This is a genomic window from Streptomyces platensis (assembly GCF_008704855.1).
Taxonomy (GTDB): domain Bacteria; phylum Actinomycetota; class Actinomycetes; order Streptomycetales; family Streptomycetaceae; genus Streptomyces; species Streptomyces platensis.
The window spans coordinates 7,618,582-7,637,274 of the sequence record NZ_CP023691.1 but is presented as its reverse complement, the minus strand read 5'-3'; the positions used below and the strand labels follow the sequence as shown (position 1 = coordinate 7,637,274).

The 18,693-nt window shown below is 68.1% G+C and carries 15 protein-coding genes and 3 pseudogenes; 11 read left to right on the top strand and 7 right to left on the bottom strand.

The window, feature by feature from the left end; genetic code table 11:
- Nucleotides 1-133: 133 nt before the first annotated feature.
- A pseudogene (locus tag CP981_RS39630) lies at nucleotides 134-226 on the top strand (IS5/IS1182 family transposase); the annotation flags it as partial.
- Nucleotides 227-461: 235 nt separating this feature from the next.
- The gene (locus tag CP981_RS33710) at nucleotides 462-944 is read left to right on the top strand and encodes an SAM-dependent methyltransferase (protein ID WP_085922394.1); all 483 of its coding nucleotides are present in this window, start codon (nucleotides 462-464) and stop codon (nucleotides 942-944) included.
- A gap of 97 nt (nucleotides 945-1,041) precedes the next feature.
- Here CP981_RS33710 and CP981_RS33705 read toward each other — a convergent pair whose 3' ends face one another.
- On the bottom strand, nucleotides 1,042-1,467 hold the full coding sequence (locus CP981_RS33705) for a pyridoxamine 5'-phosphate oxidase family protein (RefSeq protein WP_085922395.1): 426 nt from the start codon (nucleotides 1,465-1,467) through the stop codon (nucleotides 1,042-1,044).
- 17 nt (nucleotides 1,468-1,484) lie between these two features.
- On the opposite strand from CP981_RS33705, the gene CP981_RS37955 reads away from it, so the two are divergent.
- Nucleotides 1,485-1,649, top strand: coding sequence for a hypothetical protein (locus tag CP981_RS37955; RefSeq protein ID WP_167536179.1), 165 nt, complete (start codon nucleotides 1,485-1,487; stop codon nucleotides 1,647-1,649).
- A gap of 59 nt (nucleotides 1,650-1,708) precedes the next feature.
- Here CP981_RS37955 and CP981_RS33700 read toward each other — a convergent pair whose 3' ends face one another.
- On the bottom strand, nucleotides 1,709-2,638 hold the full coding sequence (locus tag CP981_RS33700; RefSeq protein ID WP_244329910.1) for an EamA family transporter: 930 nt from the start codon (nucleotides 2,636-2,638) through the stop codon (nucleotides 1,709-1,711).
- Between the two features lie 542 nt (nucleotides 2,639-3,180).
- Here CP981_RS33700 and CP981_RS33695 point away from each other — a divergent pair.
- Together CP981_RS33695 and CP981_RS33690 are read left to right on the top strand one after the other, a co-directional pair.
- Nucleotides 3,181-3,741, top strand: coding sequence for a GNAT family N-acetyltransferase (locus tag CP981_RS33695; protein ID WP_208853017.1), 561 nt, complete (start codon nucleotides 3,181-3,183; stop codon nucleotides 3,739-3,741).
- Nucleotides 3,742-3,872: 131 nt separating this feature from the next.
- On the top strand, nucleotides 3,873-4,934 hold the full coding sequence (locus CP981_RS33690) for a hypothetical protein (protein WP_085922396.1): 1,062 nt from the start codon (nucleotides 3,873-3,875) through the stop codon (nucleotides 4,932-4,934).
- A gap of 21 nt (nucleotides 4,935-4,955) precedes the next feature.
- Here CP981_RS33690 and CP981_RS39625 read toward each other — a convergent pair.
- Nucleotides 4,956-5,123 (bottom strand): annotated as a pseudogene (locus CP981_RS39625) (IS630 family transposase); the annotation flags it as partial.
- An 82-nt stretch (nucleotides 5,124-5,205) separates the two neighbouring features.
- Nucleotides 5,206-6,231, bottom strand: a complete 1,026-nt coding sequence (locus CP981_RS33680; RefSeq protein WP_085922397.1) for an Lrp/AsnC family transcriptional regulator — start codon at nucleotides 6,229-6,231, stop codon at nucleotides 5,206-5,208.
- 115 nt (nucleotides 6,232-6,346) lie between these two features.
- On the opposite strand from CP981_RS33680, the gene CP981_RS33675 reads away from it, so the two are divergent.
- Nucleotides 6,347-7,900, top strand: coding sequence for an AbgT family transporter (locus CP981_RS33675; protein WP_085922463.1), 1,554 nt, complete (start codon nucleotides 6,347-6,349; stop codon nucleotides 7,898-7,900).
- Between the two features lie 48 nt (nucleotides 7,901-7,948).
- A complete protein-coding gene (locus CP981_RS33670; RefSeq protein WP_085922398.1) occupies nucleotides 7,949-9,130 on the top strand; it encodes a M20 family metallopeptidase in 1,182 nt (393 codons plus the stop codon).
- A gap of 225 nt (nucleotides 9,131-9,355) precedes the next feature.
- On the opposite strand, the gene CP981_RS33665 is transcribed toward CP981_RS33670, so the two are convergent.
- The gene (locus CP981_RS33665) at nucleotides 9,356-12,562 is read right to left on the bottom strand and encodes a bifunctional cytochrome P450/NADPH--P450 reductase (RefSeq protein ID WP_085922399.1); all 3,207 of its coding nucleotides are present in this window, start codon (nucleotides 12,560-12,562) and stop codon (nucleotides 9,356-9,358) included.
- 138 nt (nucleotides 12,563-12,700) lie between these two features.
- Here CP981_RS33665 and CP981_RS33660 point away from each other — a divergent pair, with 138 nt between their 5' ends.
- Nucleotides 12,701-13,354, top strand: coding sequence for a TetR/AcrR family transcriptional regulator (locus CP981_RS33660; protein WP_085922400.1), 654 nt, complete (start codon nucleotides 12,701-12,703; stop codon nucleotides 13,352-13,354).
- A gap of 68 nt (nucleotides 13,355-13,422) precedes the next feature.
- Here CP981_RS33660 and CP981_RS33655 read toward each other — a convergent pair whose 3' ends face one another.
- Nucleotides 13,423-13,695: a hypothetical protein gene (locus CP981_RS33655; RefSeq protein ID WP_143658807.1), complete on the bottom strand. Its 273-nt coding sequence runs from the start codon at nucleotides 13,693-13,695 to the stop codon at nucleotides 13,423-13,425.
- 895 nt (nucleotides 13,696-14,590) lie between these two features.
- Between CP981_RS33655 and CP981_RS33650 the strand changes: the two genes are divergently transcribed.
- The 3 genes and pseudogenes from CP981_RS33650 to CP981_RS38990 all read left to right on the top strand — a co-directional run bounded on the left by CP981_RS33650 (nucleotide 14,591) and on the right by CP981_RS38990 (nucleotide 16,626).
- Complete coding sequence (locus tag CP981_RS33650) at nucleotides 14,591-15,538, top strand: MBL fold metallo-hydrolase (protein ID WP_208853016.1); 948 nt, start codon at nucleotides 14,591-14,593, stop codon at nucleotides 15,536-15,538.
- Between the two features lie 46 nt (nucleotides 15,539-15,584).
- A pseudogene (locus tag CP981_RS39620) lies at nucleotides 15,585-15,914 on the top strand (SIP domain-containing protein); the annotation flags it as partial.
- A 76-nt stretch (nucleotides 15,915-15,990) separates the two neighbouring features.
- Nucleotides 15,991-16,626, top strand: a complete 636-nt coding sequence (locus tag CP981_RS38990) for a hypothetical protein (RefSeq protein ID WP_244329909.1) — start codon at nucleotides 15,991-15,993, stop codon at nucleotides 16,624-16,626.
- Between the two features lie 739 nt (nucleotides 16,627-17,365).
- Here the strand turns inward: CP981_RS38990 and CP981_RS33635 are convergent.
- On the bottom strand, nucleotides 17,366-18,286 hold the full coding sequence (locus CP981_RS33635) for a LysR family transcriptional regulator (protein WP_085922403.1): 921 nt from the start codon (nucleotides 18,284-18,286) through the stop codon (nucleotides 17,366-17,368).
- Between the last annotated feature and the right edge of the window lie 407 nt (nucleotides 18,287-18,693).

Below are 18,693 nucleotides of genomic sequence, written 5' to 3'. Positions count from 1 at the left end.
TGCTCCGCTCGGCCCAGCCACTGCCGGCCCACGAGCCTGGAGACCGGCGCGAAGGGTGGACGGCATGTCCTTGGCCCCGGTCCGCGATCCCCGATCGACTCACCGAGGAGACGGCGACCCTGCAATGACAGGCTGGGCAGAGAACGCCGTCCTCCGCAGGGCCCGTGTGCGGGCGGAACATGCACTGTCCCGGTGGAAGAACTGGAAGGTCTCGCGGGACTGCAAGCACTCAAACTCCTGTCCAGGATCCGGACCACAGCGGCAACCAGCGCCAGTGTGCCCGAGACGCCGACCTCAGTTACGGGACAACCTTTAGCGGCTGGACCGCTTTTGGCGCGGTACGCACGTCACGCACACCGACTTACCGGATGCCGACGTACTGGATACCGATGACCGCAGGCCATCGGTACGGTAGGCCAACTCGGCCAACTGACCGACCCTTTGGACGAAAGGCACTGCACATGTCTGAGAACAGCACACCTGCCGCGGTGGTTTCGGTGCCGGTGGGCCGGGTGGTCGGCGGCCGGGCGGAGGTCCGCGACGACGACTGGGGCAAGGAGACCGCGATCATCCGCCTGGACGCCGGCCAGTACGGCCCGGAGGCGGTTGCGGGCCTGGACGCCTTCTCCCACCTGGAAGTCGTCTACCACTTCGACCGCGTCCCCACCGACAAGATCCAGACCGGGGCCCGGCACCCGCGCGGCAACACCGACTGGCCCCTGGTCGGCATCTTCGCCCAGCGCGGCAAGAACCGCCCCAACCGGCTCGGCGTCTCCCGCTGCCGCCTCCTCAAGACCGACGGCCTCGACCTGCACGTCCAGGGCCTGGACGCCGTCGACGGCACCCCCGTCCTCGACATCAAGCCCTACATGACCGAATTCGGCCCCCAAGGCCCCACCACCCAACCCGACTGGGCCACCGACATCATGCGCCACTACCACTGACCGACCGGGCCTCCGCGGGCGCGTGGTGGTCCCGGGCGCACCGGAGGCTTGGACGTTCGGTGAGCTCTGGCTCTGGGCGGGGCGCCGCGGCCTTTCGTCAGAAGGCTCCCAGGTCGGCCGATACCCAGTGTTCCGGCTGCATGTACAGGGCGATGTGCTCCCCGAGGTGTGTCTGGTCGTATGCGACGAACTCGGCGACCTTGTCCTGCGGGAGGTACCGCTCCGCCATCTCCCAGGAGCGCTGGCGACTATCTGGCGCCGTTCTGGTCACCGGGCCCTCCACCGACACGTAGCGCACCGTCGGCTCGGTCCGCTGCACCATCAGACTGAAACGCCCCGCAGACCGAATCGCGCGCGCCTTCCGAGAATCAGGCCCGGTACGCACCCACAGTTCGCCGCCAGGCGTGTAGTGATACCAGATGGGAACCGTGAGCGGTGCACGGTCCGGCCGCTCCATCACCGACAAGGCACCGATATGAGGTTCCGCCAGAAAATGCTCTCGTTCTCGCAGAGACAGCGTCATGCGGCCGACACTAGTGGATGAGTCCGATCCCTCGCGTCCCTTTCGTGCTGTGCACCCGGCTCGTCGGAAGCGACGGCGACGGCGACTGCGACTACGACTACGACTACGACTACGCAGCACGGCAGAGGGCCGTTCGCGCGACGGTGAAGACCGCCCCAGCGGCCGCATCGGCAAACCGCTGAGCGCCCTGGTTGAGCGCCCTACACGGCACACTCGATGTCCGTCGGACGGGTAACACCGGTCACGGACTGCCGGCGCTCTTCGTGACACGGACTGACGCTTCCTCGCGGGCCGCCCCCTCTTCCTCTTCCTCTTCCTCTTCCTCGGGGGTGCTCTCCGGGGCCGACTCGGCGGCGCGGTTCGGAGTGCGGGTGGCACCGATGGAGGCGAGGGCTACGGCGAACACGCCGGCCCATTGGGGGACGGCCAGGTGCTGGCCGAGGACGAGGAGGCCGAGGAGGGCACCGACGGCGGGTTCGAGGCTGGTGAGCACGCCGAAGGTGCGAGGCGGCAGGCGGCGGAGCGCTTCGAGGTGAAAGGTGTACGGGAGGACGCTGGAGAAGACGGCGACGACGGCGGCCAGGGCGAGGGTAGCGGGGGCGAGGAGTTCGGTGCCTGCCTGGGCGATGCCGTACGGGAGACTGAGGAGGGAGCCCCAGACCACGGCGAGGGCCAGACCGCGGCCGTCGGGGACGCGTTCGGCGAGTCGTTTGCCGACGAGGATGTAGCCGCCCCAGCAGCATCCTGCGAGGGCGCCACAGGCGAGTCCCGCTGCGTCGAGCGGGATGCCGGAGTGGCTGAGCAACACGACGCCGGCGGCGGCCAGGCAGGCCCACAGGAGATCGACGGTCCGGCGGGAGCCGAACAGTGCGATGGCGAAGGGGCCGAGGAACTCCATGGTGGTGGCCGCGCCCAGGGGGAGGCGGTCGACCGCTTCGTAGTAGCTGAGGTGGTGGATGGTGAGCAGGGTTCCGGCGGTGGCCGCGATGCCGAGCGTGGTCCGGTCCCAGCGCAGTCCGGGACGCCACAGGGCGGTGAGGATGACGGCGGCGATGCACAGGCGCAGGGTCACCACCCCCGCCGGGCCCACGGCGGGGTAGAGCCGGGTGGTGAGGGCGGCCCCGCACTGGAGGCCGAGCACGCCGCCCATGACCAGGCCGGGTGCGGGCACGGCGCCCAGCCCCCGGCTGATCCCGGCGACGGCGTGCGCACGACGGGTGGTGAGCTGGCTGATGAGTGGCCTCCTTCAGGTTCGGCACATTCGGGCTGTTCGGGCTGTTCGGGGTGTCCAGCACCGTCGCCACGTTCGGTACGCCGTGCCGCGGGGCGTGCGTGCCGCTTCGAGCGTCAGGTCGGCTGTTGCTCACCACGGGCGTCAGACGGCTGGCGGCTCCCCACGCAATTCCGCGCGGATTTCCAGCAGTTGCTGCACGAGCGGCTCCATGTCCGGCGGCCGATACACCTCCGGTATATCCAGCAGCTGAGCCGAGAGCACCCGAGGGGCCGGCCGGCCGAAGTGGAGTGGACATCGCCCGAGGAGGTGACCACGACGCCGTCCTGCTCGGCCATCCGCGTCTGCCGGCCCACCGCCTCCTCGGTGGTGAGGCCATCGGGCAGGTCAAGGGGCCACCACTGAGCCGTATCGGGCCGAAGGGTGACCGGAATCGGGGAACGCCACGGCTGAACGGCAGGTTCTCAGCCAGGATGGATCCCATGAACCCCTCGTCCATGCTGTCCGCCACGGAGATCACCTCGGATCGACTCCGGCTGCGCAAAGCACACGACACCGACCGCGACGGCCTCATCGAACTTCAGACCGATCCACAGGTCCGGCAATACCTCGGCGGCCCAAGGCCCCGAAGCGCTGTCGAACAGTATCTCGATGCGATCGGCACCACGAGCATCACCAGCAATCCCGGCACGTTCGTCATCGCCGACAAGACGACCGACCGGCTCTTCGGGACGCTCACACTCGACCGACGCTCCGCCGACCTTCCCGGGCACGTCACCGAGGAGGGTGGCGAACTGGAACTGACCTACCTGCTACGACGTGAGGCTTGGGGCGCAGGGCTGGCGTTCGAAGCTGCCACGGCCGCGTTGCGCGCCGCCGCCGGCGAGCTGCCTGACCAGCCGGTCCTGGTAGTGACCCAGACAGCCAACGAGCGTTCACTCAAGCTCGCTGCCCGCCTCGGATTCCAGCACATGAGCACCTTCGAGGCACACGACGCGGAGCAAACCCTCGCCGCGACCAACCTGCACTCGTTCCCTGCCTGAACGGCAGCGACACAAGCACCACGCCTCGCCGGTTGGGCGCCGCACGCGCACGGTTTCACATGGCCCCCGCCTCATCCGTCACGTGTGCGCGTGGACAGCCCGCATCGCAGCAGCCTTGGGAGAGCAGCACGTTGCCCCGTACGACACCACCACGCCCCATCGACGTCACCGCTGTACTGCCCGAACTGGCAGCCCACGCCCGGGAGACGACCCGGCTGCACCCACGGCCCGGCAGGCCGGACTCCGTCGACAGCTCGATCGGCGGTCCGCTTCTCTGGCCCACCAGTGAGCCGTGGCCCACGTGCACCGCGCCTCGTATGGTGCAGCGCAGCGAGCCGATAGCCCCCGAGCTCGTCATCGCGTTGCAGCAGGCTCAGGCCAAGAGGGAGGAGCAGCAGGGCGCGAGACTCGGCGGCCGGCGCAGCCCGGAGGAGCTCGCTCTGCGCGACGAAGCAGTCGGCCGCCGCGGCGCATCCGTCGACCTCATCCGCTACACCACCCACTGGTACGAGTCCGAGGCGCATAAGGAGCCGAACCCCCTGGTAGCCGTCGCCCAGCTGCACGCCCGTGATATCCCGACCGTTGGCTTTCCCTCGGGGACCGACCTCCTCCAAGTGCTGTGGTGCCCCACCACTCACCAGGATCTGCCCTGCCAGCCCCGCTTTTACGGGGGCCCGTACGTACACCTCGTCTGGCGGCGCGCGTCCGATGTTGCCTCCGCGCCCGGCAGCGCGCCCCCGCAGCCCCTGGACACGCACGACGCCTACCTGCCCACCCCGTGCGTGCTGCACCCCGAGCAGGTGACTGAGTATCAGTACGCGGATCTGCTGCCCGACGCGCTCTGCAAGCGACTCGATGCCCAGGACGACCGGTGGCTGGAGGAGACCGATTTCGCTTACCAGTACGACCTGTCCATCGCTCCCGGCTGCAAAGCCGGCGGCTGGGCAACCTGGCATCTGACCGATCCGGCGCCCGTCAACTGCCGGTGCGGAGCGTCGATGGACCTTCTGCTCAGCTTCGACAGCAGCGAATGGGACGGTGGTTCCGAGAGCTGGCGCCCCCTCGAGGATTCCGAGGCGAACCACGTGGGCGCCTGCGCGCCAACCGGATTGACTCCTGGCCGATGGGGCGCACTGCGGATCTTCATCTGTCCCATCGAACCGATACACCCCCACCTGCTGAACATCCAGTAGCGGCAGGCGGCCGCGGCACCTCGGGTCCGCACCGGGAATGTACGGCGGCAGCTGGTAGACGGTCAGCCATGGTCTGGGGGCGATCAGCTCGCGCATAGTGCGGCTGACGTGCGTGTTCAAGTTGTCTCAGACCAAGACGAGGTGGCCGGCGAGCTGCTGGTACGCGGCGTCCAGCAGGCGTGCGTAGTCCTGAGGGGCTCGTCGTAGTAGCCCTGCGAGTAAGTGGTCGGCCAGGAGCCCGGCGCGTCCGTCCGCCGGTGCCGTGGGGGCTTCAGAGCAGCGTCGGCGCGTGGAATGCGCCGAGACCGGAGGTCAGGTCCCGGTCCAGCCAGTAGCGGCGCGGTTCGGCGAGCATGATGTCGACGCTGACGGCAAGGATGCCGGGGATCTTGGCCAGTTCGTGGTCGATGAAGAGCGCCAGAGCGGCGCGGTCGGTGACCAGGCCCATGACGAGGACGGACATGTCGCTGGCGACGTGGGCGGCGAGCCGGGTCTGGGGGAGCTGGTCGATGCGGCGCATGACGTCGGGCGTGCCGCCCGGGGCCACTCGCAGGCGGAGCAGGAAGGTGGTCTGGAAGCCGAGCCATTCCGACACCATCTCCAGGCGCGGTTTGACCCATCCCTCGTCGAGGACCCGGCGGACGACGCGGTGCGCGGTGGAGGTGGCCAGGCCGGCCGCCCGGGCGATGCTCGCGGCGGATGCGCGGCTGTCCTGGATCAGCTGGGCGACGACGGTGCGTTCGGCCTCGGTGAGCGGCTTGGCTGGGGGTTTCGCGGTCGCGGTGCCCTCCCGGCGGGCGCCGGTGAGCTTCAGGAGGTCGGCGCGTTCGGCGTCGGTGAGGAACTGGGGGTCCCAGGTCATGCCCCGGCGCAGGGTGCTGAGGGCCGGCAGGGCGTTGACGCGGCGGACGCCGGGGACGGAGTACAGCCGGTCGATCGCCTCGCTGGTAGCGGCCTCGGACGGGGCGTGGATGACGACGTAGAGGGGGGCGTCGCCGGAGATCTGTGCCAGGAGCTGGAGGTGGGGCAGATCGCGGAGCCGGTGGAGGACGGTGAGCGGAGTTTCGCCGGCAATGTCCAGGAAAACGTGGACCGGCATCGCCGTGGAGTGCAGGCCCCAGGAGGCATGCCCGATCGCACGGACCATCCGGGCCTGGTGCAGCCGGTCGTAACGGCGCTTGAGCGTGCTGGCGTCGGCGGCCAGGATGCCGCCGATGTCGTCCCAGGTGGCCCGGGGTGCCACGTGCAGCGCGCCGATGAGGCGCCGGTCGAGCTCGTCGAGGAGAGGGCGGGTCATGGTCCCCCACTTTAAACTGCCGGTTAATCCTACCGTTACATCCAAAGGCTAGAGAATCTCTCACTTGGATGCCACTGTTCGCAGGAACGTCCCTCGAATGCACGAAGGGGTACCGATGAGTGCCACCTCCGCTCAGCCTCAGGCCACCGAGCCACAGTCGAGAATCCTGCGCACCGCGTTCCGGAGCTTCGCGGCGATCGAGAAGATAGGTAACAAACTCCCCAACCCCTTCTGGCTGTTCTGGATCCTCGCGGGGGTCGTCGCCGTCCTCAGCGCCGTACTGGCGGCGGTCGGCGTCAGCGCCGTGCACCCCGGCACGCACGAGATCATCAAGGTGCAGAACCTGCTCAGCAAGGACGGCCTCACCATGGCCGTCGAGGGAGCCGTCGACAACTTCGCGGCCTTCCCGCCGCTGGCCACCATCCTCACCGTGATGTTCGGCATCGCCGTCGCGGAGCGGAGCGGACTGTTCTCCACCCTGCTGCGCCGCATGGTCGCGCGGGTGCCGGGCAAGTACCTCACCTTCGCCCTGTCGATGACGGCCATGGTCAGCCATGTCGCCGGCGACGCCGCCTACGTCACCCTCATGCCGCTCGGCGCACTGATCTTCCGTGCGGCGGGCCGCAGCCCGGTGCTCGGCTGCATCGTCGCCTACGTATCGGTCTCCGCCGGCTACGACGCCTCCCCGTCGCTCACCACCACCGACGTACTGCTGTCCTCGATCTCCACCGCCGCCGCCCACACCATCGACGCGCACTACGTCGTCACCCCGCTGGCCAACTACTTCTTCGGAGTCGGCTCGTCGGTCCTGGTGGCCCTGGTGATCACCCTCGTCGTCGACAAGGTCCTCGCCCGCCGCCGGGACCTGGAGCCCGACGAGCCGGTCGCCGCACCGGACGCCGAGGAACTGGAGGCGATCGAGGTCACCGGGCAGCAGCGCCGCGCGCTGCGCACGACCGGGCTGGTCGCCCTCGGCCTCATCGCGTTCCTGGTGGTGGCCATGGTCCCCGCGTCCTCACCACTGCGCGGCGAGAGCGGCGGCATCGTCGACTCCCCGCTGGTCGGCGGGATGGCGCTCGTCCTGGGTGTGTTCTTCGCCGTGCTCGGCACCGTCTACGGCCGGATGACCGGCACTTTCTCCGCCGCCCGCGACATCATCGCCGCGATGGCCGACGGCACCCGGTCGATGGCGCCGATCCTCGTCCTGTTCTTCGCGATCTCCCAGTTCCTCGCCTATTTCAAGTGGACGAACATCGGCAACATCCTCGCCGTCAAGGGCGCCGAGACGCTGCGCGACCTGCACATGCACGGCTGGACCGTGCTGGTCGCCCTCGCCGTGCTGATCACGTTCATGAACCTCGTCATCACCAGCGGCTCCGCCCTGTGGGCGCTGGCCGCCCCGGTGCTCGTGCCCATGCTGATGCTCATCGGAATCGACGCCGAGACCACCCAGGCCGTCTACCGCGTCGCCGACTCGGTCACCAACTGCGTCACCCCGATGAGCCCGTACTTCGTGATGGCCCTGGGCTTCATCCAGCAGTACCGCAAGTCCGCCGGGATCGGCACCCTGGCCTCCCTCACGATCCCGATCGCCGCCGTCGTCTGGGTCGTCTGGATTGCGTTCTTCGTGGCCTGGTACCTGCTGGGCCTCCCCTTCGGCGTCAGCTGACCCGCCTCTGAGGAACACCGCCACCGGCCCCGTACGAGAAAGCAGATCATGACCGCACTGCCCGCTGCCGCCCTCGCCGCCCGCGCCCAGGACGTCTCGCCGGAGATCGTCACCGACATCCTGACTCTCGTCCGCCACGAGACCAGCAGCTACGACCTGCCCGGCCTCGCCGCGGGCCTGGACCTCCTGCACACGCTCGCCGTCCACCGACTCGGCCGGCCCGACCACGCACAGCGTCACCCCGGTGGCGAGTGCGGCGACACCCTCGCGCTGACCTACACCAGCACCGGCACCGGGCACGTCGCATTGGTCGGCCACTACGACACCGTCTGGCCGACCGGCACCCTCGCCGGATGGGAGCAGCCGGAGGTGTCCGACGACGGCCGGGAGAAGCTCAGCGGGCCGGGCATCTTCGACATGAAGACCGGCCTGGTCCAAGGCATCTGGGCCCTGAAGCTGGCCAGGGCGAGCGGGGTACCGGTGCCCACCGTCACCTTTCTCTTCAACGGCGACGAGGAGATCGGCTCGCTGTCCTCGCGGCCGGTGATCGAGGAGGTCGCGCAGCAGGCCGACGCCACGCTGGTGCTGGAGCCGTCCGCCCACGGTGCGGTCAAGACCGCCCGCAAGGGCTGTGGGATCTTCCGGGTCACGGCCACCGGCGTCGAGGCACACGCCGGGCTCGCACCTCAGGACGGGGCGAGCGCGATCACCGCGCTGTCCGAGTTCGTGGTCGCCGCCGCGGCCGTCGCCGCGCCCGGCAAGGGCACCACGATCAACACCGGGCTCATCAAGGGCGGCTCCGGCACCAACGTCGTCGCCAGGGAGGCCACCGCCAGTATCGACATCCGAGTCAGCAGCGAGGCCGAACAGCTCCGTGTCGACGACGCACTGGACGCCATCAGGGTCAGCGACCGCCGCGTCCGCATCGAGATCGACCACGCCTGGAACCGGCCGCCGATGACCCTCAACGCCGCCTCCGCCCGCCTCCTCGCCCTCGCCCGCGAGGTCACCCGCGAGCAGGGCCGCGGCGACTTGCCCGACGCCGCCGTCGGCGGTGCCAGCGACGCCAACTTCGTCGCCGCCCTCGGCCTGCCCGTGCTGTGCGGCATGGGCGCAGTCGGCGACAACGCCCACGCCCGGGGCGAGTTCATCTACCCCGACACGGTGCCCGCCCAGACCTCCCTGGTCGCGGGACTGCTGGGACGACTGGCGGAACCGCAGCGGGGCTGAGCCATGCTGCGAGGCGCCCGGCGTCTGGCCGTATGGCCGTATGGCCCGGACGTGGGGAATGCGGAGGAGGGTGCCGACCCTCGCGTGCGGATGCCGGGGCCGGTGTACCAGGCCGGTGCGCTGCCGCTCGGCCCGTACGCCGAGGTTGCCCTGCACGACCTGACACGGCACTCATGCCCTCCGGCACCGGCTCGTTCCCTGCCCCACTGGTCACGCGGGTCCGGGTCAGGCGAACACGTCCTGCTGGTACCGGCCCTCCGCCTCGAGCTGGGCGAGCCAGCGCTGGGAGGTGTCGTCGTCGCTTCCGGTACGGGCGCGGTGGATGGCGGCGAGTGCCTCGCGTACGGCCGGTGCCATGCGGCGGCCGTCACCGCAGACGTAGAGGTACGCACCGTTCTGGAGGGCCCCCCACACCGTATCGGAGGCGGCGGCGATCGCGTTCTGGACGAACCGGGCAGGGTGGTCGGGGAGGGCGGAGAAGGCAGTGTGCACCTCGGCGATCCCGGACCTCTCCCAGGTCTGTATCTCCTGCCGGTAGAACCAGTCGTGCTCCGGGTGCCGACAGCCGACGAAGACCTGGGACGTGCCGACCTGCGTACCGTTCGCATGCTGCCAGGCGCGCTCCTCCAGGAAGCCGCGCAGCGGCGCGATGCCGGTTCCGGGGCCGATGAGGAGGAGAGGCGTCGCGGGATCTGCCGGAGGCGCGAACGTCGGCGACGGCACGCGCACATAGCCGTAGAAGACGTCTCCGGGCTCCAGCCGGCCCAGGTACTGCGAGCACAGGCCCCGGTACTCGCCCTGACCCGACAGCGCGGGGCCTTCGACAAGTCCAACGGTCAGCCGCACATGTCGCGGATCGGCCAGGGACGAGGACGAGATGGAGTAGAAGCGGGGGCGGATGGACCCCATCATGTCGAGGAAGACCGCCAACGGCAGTCCCACGGCGGGAAAGCGCTCCAGCAGCGTGAGCACCGAGACCCGCTTTTCCAGGATCTCCGCCCGGTAGCGCTGCTCGGCCTCCTCGGTGTCGGGCGTGTAGGCCTCCAGCTGGGGCCGGGTCCAGGGGCACTCGGTGTGGTCGGCCAGCGTGCGTATCTGGGCGCGGGTGGCCACGTCCTGCAGTTCCAGGAACTGGGTCAGGAGCAGTTCGGCGGTGACGGGCACACCCACTGGCAGATGGGTCCGGCCGCCCCCGGTCGCCGGGTCGAGCCGCAGCACCTGGTCGCGGTCGACGCCGAGCCGCTCAAGGGCGCGGGCGACGAGCGCAGGGGTGTTCTTGGCGAAGACGGCGAGGTGATTGCCGGTGCCGTACTCGACGCCCTCCGGCAGTTCGACCGTGAGGGACCGTGCCGACGGGCGCGGCGGTTCGATGCCGAAATCCCACAAGCCGGTCGGGTCGCCGACGAGTTCCTCATTGGCGACGACGGTCAGGGGGTACGCCTGCCCGGAGACGATCGAGGGGCGTACGTCGATCTCCGTGAGCATTTCCACCCGGAAGCGCGGACCGTCGTCCGCGGCGGTGTCGGCGGCGTACTCCTCGGCCAGCGTCGACCACAGGGTGTTCATCCAGGCGGAGGCCATGCCATCGAAGTCGCCCGAGGCGTCGACTTCACCTCGGTCGACGACCGGGGTGGCTCCGGCGGCAAGCAGGGCGGCCTCGATCCGGCGGGGGAAGGCCTGGTAGGTGGTCCACTGGGTGTTGCCCGTGCCCAGCACCGCGAACCGCACTCCGGACAGTGCGTCTTCGGGCAGCCCGGTGGCGATGAACTCGTCGAAACGCTGCGCGTTGTCGGGGGCCTTGCCGTTGTAGCTCGCGGCGACGGTGACAAGCAGGCCCTCGGTCGGCAGGTTGTCCGCCAGATCGTCCAGAGTGGTCAGCGTGGTGTCGAAGCCGGCCCGCCCGGCCCGGTCGGCGATGATCTGCGCCAGGTCCTCGGAGCTGCCAAGGTTCGAGCCGTAGGCGACGGCGAGGCGCACGCCGACACCGCGGATTGCGGCCTGCTGCTCCTCCTCGGCGGTCAGCTCGGCGGGGTCGTCACCGAAGGCGTATCGCTCATGCGCTCGGCGCCGCCTGACCTGGATGTCGAAGCCGGACGGTTTGGAGGTCAGCGTCTCCTTGACTCGCATCTGGTAGTCGCTCGGGTCCGAGAGCGCGAAGTTCTGCAGGATGAGTGCGAGGGCGAGGCGGGCCTCGGTGAGGGCGAACTGGCGGCCGATGCAGGCGCGTTCGCCGTTCCCGAAGGGCTTGTAGGCGTGCGGGTGGTGCTTGGCCTTGTTCTCCGGAAGCCAGCGGTCGATGTCGAACTCGTCTGCCCGTTCCCACGCCTTGGGGTGGTTGTGGAGCAGCTCGAGGAGAAGGATGGCTTTCTGGCCCTTCTTCAGCTGGTAGCGGCCACCGATGACGGTGTCCTCCAGCGGCGCTTTGCCGATGGCCGCAATGGGGGACCACAGGCGGAGGGTCTCGTCCAGGACGCGGGGAATGACATCGAGCTTCATGATGGTCTCGTAGTCGGGGACGGTGTCCCCGGGCAGCAGCCGGTCCACCTCCGCGTACGCCTGGGCCAGCACGTGCGGGTGGCGCAGCAGCGAGTACAGGGCGAACGAGAGCAGGCCGCTGGTGGTCTCATGGCCGGCGATGAGGAACGTCAGCGTCTGGTCCCGGATGTTCGCATCGTCCAACTGCCTTCCTGTGACCGGGTCGGCGGCGTCCAGCATCAGGCTCAGCAGGTCCCGCTCTCCGGTGCCGACCCCCTGGCGGCGTTCCTCGATGACGCTGTCGACCAGTTTCTGCATCTGCCGGATGCTGTCCCGATAGGACCTGTCCTCGCCTCGCTTGAGTTTGGTGATCAGAGGCAACTGCTGGGTGCGCCCCATGGACACGGTCAGCGCGTGCAGCATCGCCTGGAGGAACGGGTCGAGTTCCTCGCGTTGGAAGGAGTGGAACCGGTGGCCGAATCCGCTCAGCGCGATGGTGTCCAGGGTGAGCCGGGTCATGTCGTCGGCGACGGTGACGGTCTGCCCCTCACGACGTGACCACTTGCCGATGAGCTCCTGGGCGATCTCCATCATCTGCGGGAAGTAGGCCTTCATCGACCGCTGACTGAACGCCGGCATCAGGATCCGGTGGGCTTCGCCCCAGACGTCCTCGTCGTCGCGCGCCGTGAACAGCCCGGCGCCGGCGAAGTCACGTACGTGGGACAGCGGGGGGTCGATCGGCTTGCCGAACCGCGTCTCGTCGCACACCTCGGCGACCAGGTCGGGGTCGTAGACGAAGACCACCTCGCGGCCGGCGATGTGCAGCCTGTAGATGCCTCCCGGGTACTGGCGGCCGAGCTCGGCGAAGTACTGGACCGGCCCGTCGGACGGGATCTGCAGCGTGTTCCCGACGAGCGGGGCGCCGCGGGGGGTCGGTATCGGGCGAATCTCACTCATGTGCCACTCCTTGGTCAGAGGGGTCGGAGATGCGGGACAGCGGCCGGGTGGAAGCGGCCTGGAGCAGGAGCCACCGAGACGGTGGAACCGCGTTTCCATACAACGTATGGTTCTGGTAGCAGTGGTACCATACGCTGTATGGAAAGCGCGAGAAAGGCCCCCCGAGGGACGAGGAAGAGAGACACACCTCTCACAGAGGAAGGCATCTACGCCGCAGCGCTCCGGCTCATCGACGCCGACGGAGTCAAAGCGCTCACCATGCGCAAACTCGCGGCCGAACTGGACGCCAACCCGATGTCGCTCTACCACCACGTGCCGAACAAGGACGCCCTGCTGAAGGGGGTGGCCAGGCTGGCCGGCTCCGAGTTCCGCACGGCGGAACGCAACGACCTCCCCTGGCAGGAGAACGTGCGTCAACTCGCTCTGGATTTCCGCTCACTGGCGCACCGCCATCCCAACCTCGTGACGCACGTCTTCACACGCCCCGACTTCATCCAGCCGGACGATCCCTTCTGGCGTGGACTCACCGGCGCTCTGGGTGCTGCGGGAGTTCCGGAGCGCGAGATCCCGCGGGTGAGCGCTGTGCTGTGCGCGGTGTTCTCCGGACTACTGGTCGCCGAACTGAACGGCGCGCTACGGCGGTGGATGTCCCTGTCGCCGATGCCTACCGGCCCCGATGAAGCAGAGCCGCCCGCGGCGGCTGAGGCCGATGTGGACGCCATGTTCGGTATTGCGCTTGATGCCACCATCGCAGGCCTGGAGAGCCAGTTGGCGGATACACGGAGGAGGTGACCGCCTGAAGTTCCCCCGTTGATCTGGACAGCCTGATGCTGGGACCCATGGGTCCGGGCAAAAGCAGTTCAGTCACGTGAGTAAGAAGCCACCCGCTTTCCGATCAACGAGCTCGCCTCGCGCACAAGGTTGCTGATCGGGTGAACGAGGTGGGAGTGGTACATGAACAGGGCCTCTTGGTAGCCCGGGCTGACGAAGTAAGCCCGGGCTACCAAGAGGCCCTGTTGCCGCGCGAGGCCGCTTCCGGCGACCCGGCACGCCGATGGTTGCGCGACCGCGTCCTGCGGACCGCCGCATCGTTGAACGCTTGAGCCGCTATCGATTTCGGTGATGGCTGCCATCGATATGCATCGCTATTAGTCCGAGTGCCTGGCACGTTAAACTCCGACTCAGTCGAAAGAACTCGCAGTGGTGCGGGAGACGACCGGAACTTCCCCAGCCGAATTCCCGCCCCTCCGGCACACCCGCTATCGCGTGGTCATTGCCGATGACACCGACAACACATCGAAGTGGTTCGCTTTATGACGCAGGCAATGAAATCGCCACTTGCCCACGTTCGCCAGGTGGGTCTCGCCTTACCCGATTTTCGAGAAGGCGTCGAATAACACGTCTTGCGTCTCGCCCCAGCGGGTGGTTGCTACGGGTTCCGCTTCGTCGCTCCGAATGGTCGGCTGATCCCTGACCGGCACGGACCGGCCAGGGCTACTGCTGCATGATGCGCCCGGCCCTGCACAAGATTCTCCCGACCGGGCCAGGTCGAGAAGTTTTGCTTTCCGGGCCGGGACACCGAAACGAGCATCGCTCGTCGAGGAGCCTGGAGCAGCCGCGCCCACCCGCAGGACGCCGTGAAGCCGTGAAGCCGACGGACAGGACAACGCCCTTGGCGTTCTTCGCCCTTGCCACGCAGCGTAGTGATCGACGCAGCGCCCCACCCCAGAGTCACCACCGATTGCAACGACAAGTAGGGAGCTCACAGCCATGTGCGACGGAGATATAGCGGCAAGCGCGGGATCGCACGGGAACGGCCCGGCCGAGCCGTCCAGCGAGCACCCACGGACCGTGTCACGCCGGGTCGCCCTCGGTGGCGGACTGGCTGCCGCAGTAACCGCGGGCGGCGCGGGAATCTTCGGGGGCAGCGCTTTCGCTTCCCCCGCTCCGCACTCCGCTTCGACACCGCGCCCCGGCCTCAGCACACGACCGTCTGCGAAGTCCACCAAGGACGTTGAGCTGATTACTTTGGGCACCATAGCCGGGCCTGCTGTCTATCCGGACCGGACCGGGATCTCCTCGGCGCTGTACGTGCACGGCAAGACCTACGTGATCGACTGCGGTCTGGGTTCGGTACGCCAGTTCGTGCAGGCCGGCCTGGCACCGGAGTCATTGGCGGCAATATTCATCACCCACCTGCACGCCGACCACATCGCCGACTACTACAACTTCCTCCTGATGAACGTTGGCCCTTGGATGAAGGCCGGCAAGCGAGGGGACACCGCGCCTTCCAGGTTGCAGGTCTACGGTCCAGGACCGGCTGGCGGCCTGCCGGCTCCTTGGTCGGGAGGTGCTGCTCCCACCGTGGGAAACGGCAATCCCACCCCGGGCATCGCCGATCTGACCACGCGCTGCTTGGAGGCGTACGCCTACAGTGCCAACGACTTCATGCGCAGCCTGTCATTTCCCGACCCACGCGGTCTCATGAAGGCCAACGAGATCGCACTGCCCGACGTGGGGGCGTCGTTCAAGAACACGGCTCCCGCCATGCGCCCGTTCCCGGTCATGGAGGACGAGTACGTCAAGGTCTCCGCGATCCTTGTACCGCACTACGACGTGTTCCCGTCGTTCGCTTTCCGGTTCGACATCGAAGGCGGAAAGTCCGTGGTCTTCTCCGGCGACACTCGCAAATCCGACAACGTCGCCCACCTCGCGACCGGTTGCGACATCCTCGTGCACGAGGCAGCACTCGCCGGAAAGGGATCCGACAACATCCCCAACCCCGACTACTGGCGGCTGTCCCACACCTTCCCGCCGGAGGTGGGAGACGTCGCCACTGCGGCAGGTGCACGAAGCGTCGTCCTCAGCCACCTCAACGCAGGTGTCCCGGACCATGTGTGGAAAGAGGGCGTCGCAAAGAACTACCGCGGTCCCATCACCGTCGCGGCCGACCTGCAACGATTCTCACTGACCTGATCGATCTCCCACCGTCGCCGTCTGCGTCTCCTCGGCGCCAACGCCCGTGCCACCTGTTCACCGGAGGGGAACCGGCATCCGTCGCCATCGGCGCGATGCCGGCCGCCCTCCGGAGACCGCAGACGTTCACGGGGCCGTCAAGTCCGCCCCGCGCCACGACGTGCTACCCACATGGTGCGGAAGAGACCTGGCCTGGCGACACTGCGGCGCGTTCTGCTCCGCGGCCTCCGACACGCTCGTCCAAGCCATCCGCGGCCTCGACCTGCCGGACGAACCCGGCATCACCTACCTCGCCGGAGAAGCCAGAACCTGCCAGGCCGTCCGCCGCCGCCTGACCCACGAACGAGGCCGGCCACGCCGCAACATCCTGGTCAAACCCTTCTGGCGCCCGGCACACGCGGCGTGGAACAGCCCATCGCCCGCACGACTCTCTCCAGAAAAGCCCAGCTCCCATGAACTCGACTTCACGAGCACCAGCGCCGCCCCTGGCCGAGAAAGCCGAAGGTGTCCGGGCGGCGGCGAACACTCGGCTGACCGCGCTGGCCGGCGTCCTGCTCCTCGCACTCCTGGCAGCCCAACTGGTCACCACCCTCCTTGGTGTCCGCAACCAGCTGACCGCCCACGTCGCGATCGGACTCGTCCTGACACCCGTGGTCGCCCTGAAGCTGGGCACCACTGGCTGGCGGATGGTCATGTACTACCGCGGCGACCCGGAACTCCGCCGACTCGGGCCGCCCCGGAGATACTTTCGCGTACTCGGCCCGATCCTGACCGTCCTCACCTTGATGCTGCTCGGCAGCGGGCTACTCGTCTTCCTCGGCCCCACCTCCGCGCACCACGCCGCAATGTCGACGCACGCCACGACGTTCTACCTCTGGCTGGTAGCCGTCACACTGCACGCTGGGCCCCACTACCTCAAGGCAGTGCGACTGGCCGCAGCGGACATCTTCGCGAGGATCAACCGAAGGCTTCCGGGAGCCGGCAGCCGCCTCGCGACGGTCCTGGCGAGCGGGATGGGCGGGGCTCTGCTCGCATTGACGCTTATTTCCCAGGTGACCGACTACCTCGCTCGCCACCCGCACAAGTGAGAAGGGCACGGATGGCCAGGGGCCGGCCTTCCGGTTGACCGGCACAGTCAGCCGCCTTCCGGTTGACCGGCGCAGTCAGCTCCAGCGGGCGATGCTGGTGGCGATCGCCGATTCCTGGCCGGGTGGGCCGGTGCTCGTCCCGCGGGCATGCCACCGTGATCAAACGGATCCGGTGAGCCGGCACAGCGCCTACCGGCCTGCCGCTCGACGTCCCGACATCACCCTGACAAGACGAAGTCCGTAGGGAACTCCACACCAACCGGCCAGCACACCTTCCACATGCGGCGCGGTAGACCGGTCACCCAGAAGTAGTTCACGGCACTGGTCGTTGATGCATACGCAGTCCCACGTCGACTCCGACACGAAGAACTGCAGCCGCCGTACCGCCCGGTGCCGAGCGGTGAGTTACCCGCACCCTCCGGCCTCAGGAACCCGGTCACAGTCCCGGGCTTGACCGCGAAGTCCGCCCCATCGACGGCCCTCTTGTCTCCGTATCGCTCCGCAAGCTGCCATTCCTCGATCATCCGTATCCCTCGAACTGGGCCACCAGCCGTTCCGGAGCCTCGCCCAGGAACGCTGGGTCCGGCAGCGTCCCTTTCGGTGGCGGCGAAGTGTGACTGGCGTCGTTGGCATTCCAGGTGCGATGTCAGCGCGCTTGGGAGTCGAACGCTAACGTGCCGGACACCCGGGCAAATAGCGATGAATATCGATGGAAGCCATCACCGAGATCGATAGCGGCTCAGGTATTCCATGCTGCGGCGGCCCGCAGGACGCGGTCGCGCAACCATCGGTGTGCCGGGTCGCCCTCGGCCCCCGGCGGCCAGAACATCGCCTCGCTCATGGGCCTGACGAAAAACGGAGGATCAACGAGCCGGATTCCGACACGCTCGGCGAAGTACTGGCCGAGCCGCTCATGCACCAGCGCCATGAGGCGGGTGCCCGGCAACATCAACGGCTGAAGGACGAAACTCTGGGTGCCGATATCGATGGGTCGGTCGACGCCCAGCTCGCGAAGCCGAAGCTCGCTGATCGTATGCGACGGCGTCCCGTCGAATGACACGTACGGGAGCCTGCAGAACTGCTCCTCGGTCAGCTGCTCGCCCACCTCAGGATGGTCGCGGTCGACCGCGCACACCAGCCGCTCGGTGAACAGCGTCGCCGAGTTCGCCTGCATACCCTCGGTCACCAGCTCATCGGGAAAGAAGAGGAGGTCGAGCTGCGAGCGGTTGATCTGTTCGGCGAAGTCAGGGGCGATGGGGCGCACCGTGAAGCGGAGATTCGGGGCCTCCACCTCAAGTGCGGCGAGCAAGCGGCCGAGCAGGAGCAAGAGCACATAGTCACTGGCCATGAGCGTGAAGGTCCGGTGATCGGTCCGCGGGTCGAACTCGCGGCCGGCATGAATCGTCGACTCGATCGCGTCCAGCGCCGCACGGATCGGCTCGATCAGCGCGAGCGCGCGCGTGGTCGGGACCAGGGACCTGCCCTCCCGCACAAGCAGCGGATCGTCGAAGAACTTCCGCAACCGGGCGAGCGAAGCGCTCATCGCCGGCTGCCCGACGGACATCCGCTCGGCCGCCTTCGTGACGTTGCGCTCAGCGATCAATACATCGAACGCCAGCAGCAAGTTGAGGTCGAGCCGGCGCAGCTGCTCACGGTCCATCGAGCCACCATCCGCTCGGCATCCCAGGTGTCCCCATGGTCAGTATGCCGCCGCCTACTATCGATTCCGTCGATGAATGCCATCAATTAAACATCACTGTCAGTGAGCGGCATGAACGCCCTACCATCTGCGCACGGCAGGTATACGGCCGTGCTGTGAACGATTCACGATTCAGCAGTGAAAGGGCGACACCGTGTCTGAGAAAGAGCCCGAAGCTGCGACTTTGCCGGACCGGCGCCACAACCGGCGGCCCGGTCCCCCGGCGGGGTGGAGTTTTCGCGCACACTTGAATTCGTCCCAGCAGGACAGGTAGAAGCCGCCGTGGTGTGCCCCTACACCGCCGCCCTAGGTACGCAAGAGCTCTTCTCGCACCTCCTACAGGATCCGGGGGCACGTCGCGCGACTCT

Excerpts from the sequence above, each read along its gene's own strand:
- CP981_RS37955 (WP_167536179.1), top strand. The coding sequence starts at position 1,485 with ATGAGTCCGATCCCTCGCGTCCCTTTCGTGCTGTGCACCCGGCTCGTC.
- CP981_RS33670 (WP_085922398.1), top strand. The coding sequence starts at position 7,949 with ATGACCGCACTGCCCGCTGCCGCCCTCGCCGCCCGCGCCCAGGACGTC.
- CP981_RS33710 (WP_085922394.1), top strand. The coding sequence starts at position 462 with ATGTCTGAGAACAGCACACCTGCCGCGGTGGTTTCGGTGCCGGTGGGC.
- CP981_RS33705 (WP_085922395.1), bottom strand. The coding sequence starts at position 1,467 with ATGACGCTGTCTCTGCGAGAACGAGAGCATTTTCTGGCGGAACCTCAT.
- CP981_RS33660 (WP_085922400.1), top strand. The coding sequence starts at position 12,701 with ATGGAAAGCGCGAGAAAGGCCCCCCGAGGGACGAGGAAGAGAGACACA.
- CP981_RS33665 (WP_085922399.1), bottom strand. The coding sequence starts at position 12,562 with ATGAGTGAGATTCGCCCGATACCGACCCCCCGCGGCGCCCCGCTCGTC.
- CP981_RS33695 (WP_208853017.1), top strand. The coding sequence starts at position 3,181 with ATGAACCCCTCGTCCATGCTGTCCGCCACGGAGATCACCTCGGATCGA.
- CP981_RS33675 (WP_085922463.1), top strand. The coding sequence starts at position 6,347 with ATGAGTGCCACCTCCGCTCAGCCTCAGGCCACCGAGCCACAGTCGAGA.
- CP981_RS38990 (WP_244329909.1), top strand. The coding sequence starts at position 15,991 with ATGAACTCGACTTCACGAGCACCAGCGCCGCCCCTGGCCGAGAAAGCC.
- CP981_RS33655 (WP_143658807.1), bottom strand. The coding sequence starts at position 13,695 with ATGGCAGCCATCACCGAAATCGATAGCGGCTCAAGCGTTCAACGATGC.
- CP981_RS33635 (WP_085922403.1), bottom strand. The coding sequence starts at position 18,286 with ATGGACCGTGAGCAGCTGCGCCGGCTCGACCTCAACTTGCTGCTGGCG.
- CP981_RS33680 (WP_085922397.1), bottom strand. The coding sequence starts at position 6,231 with ATGACCCGCCCTCTCCTCGACGAGCTCGACCGGCGCCTCATCGGCGCG.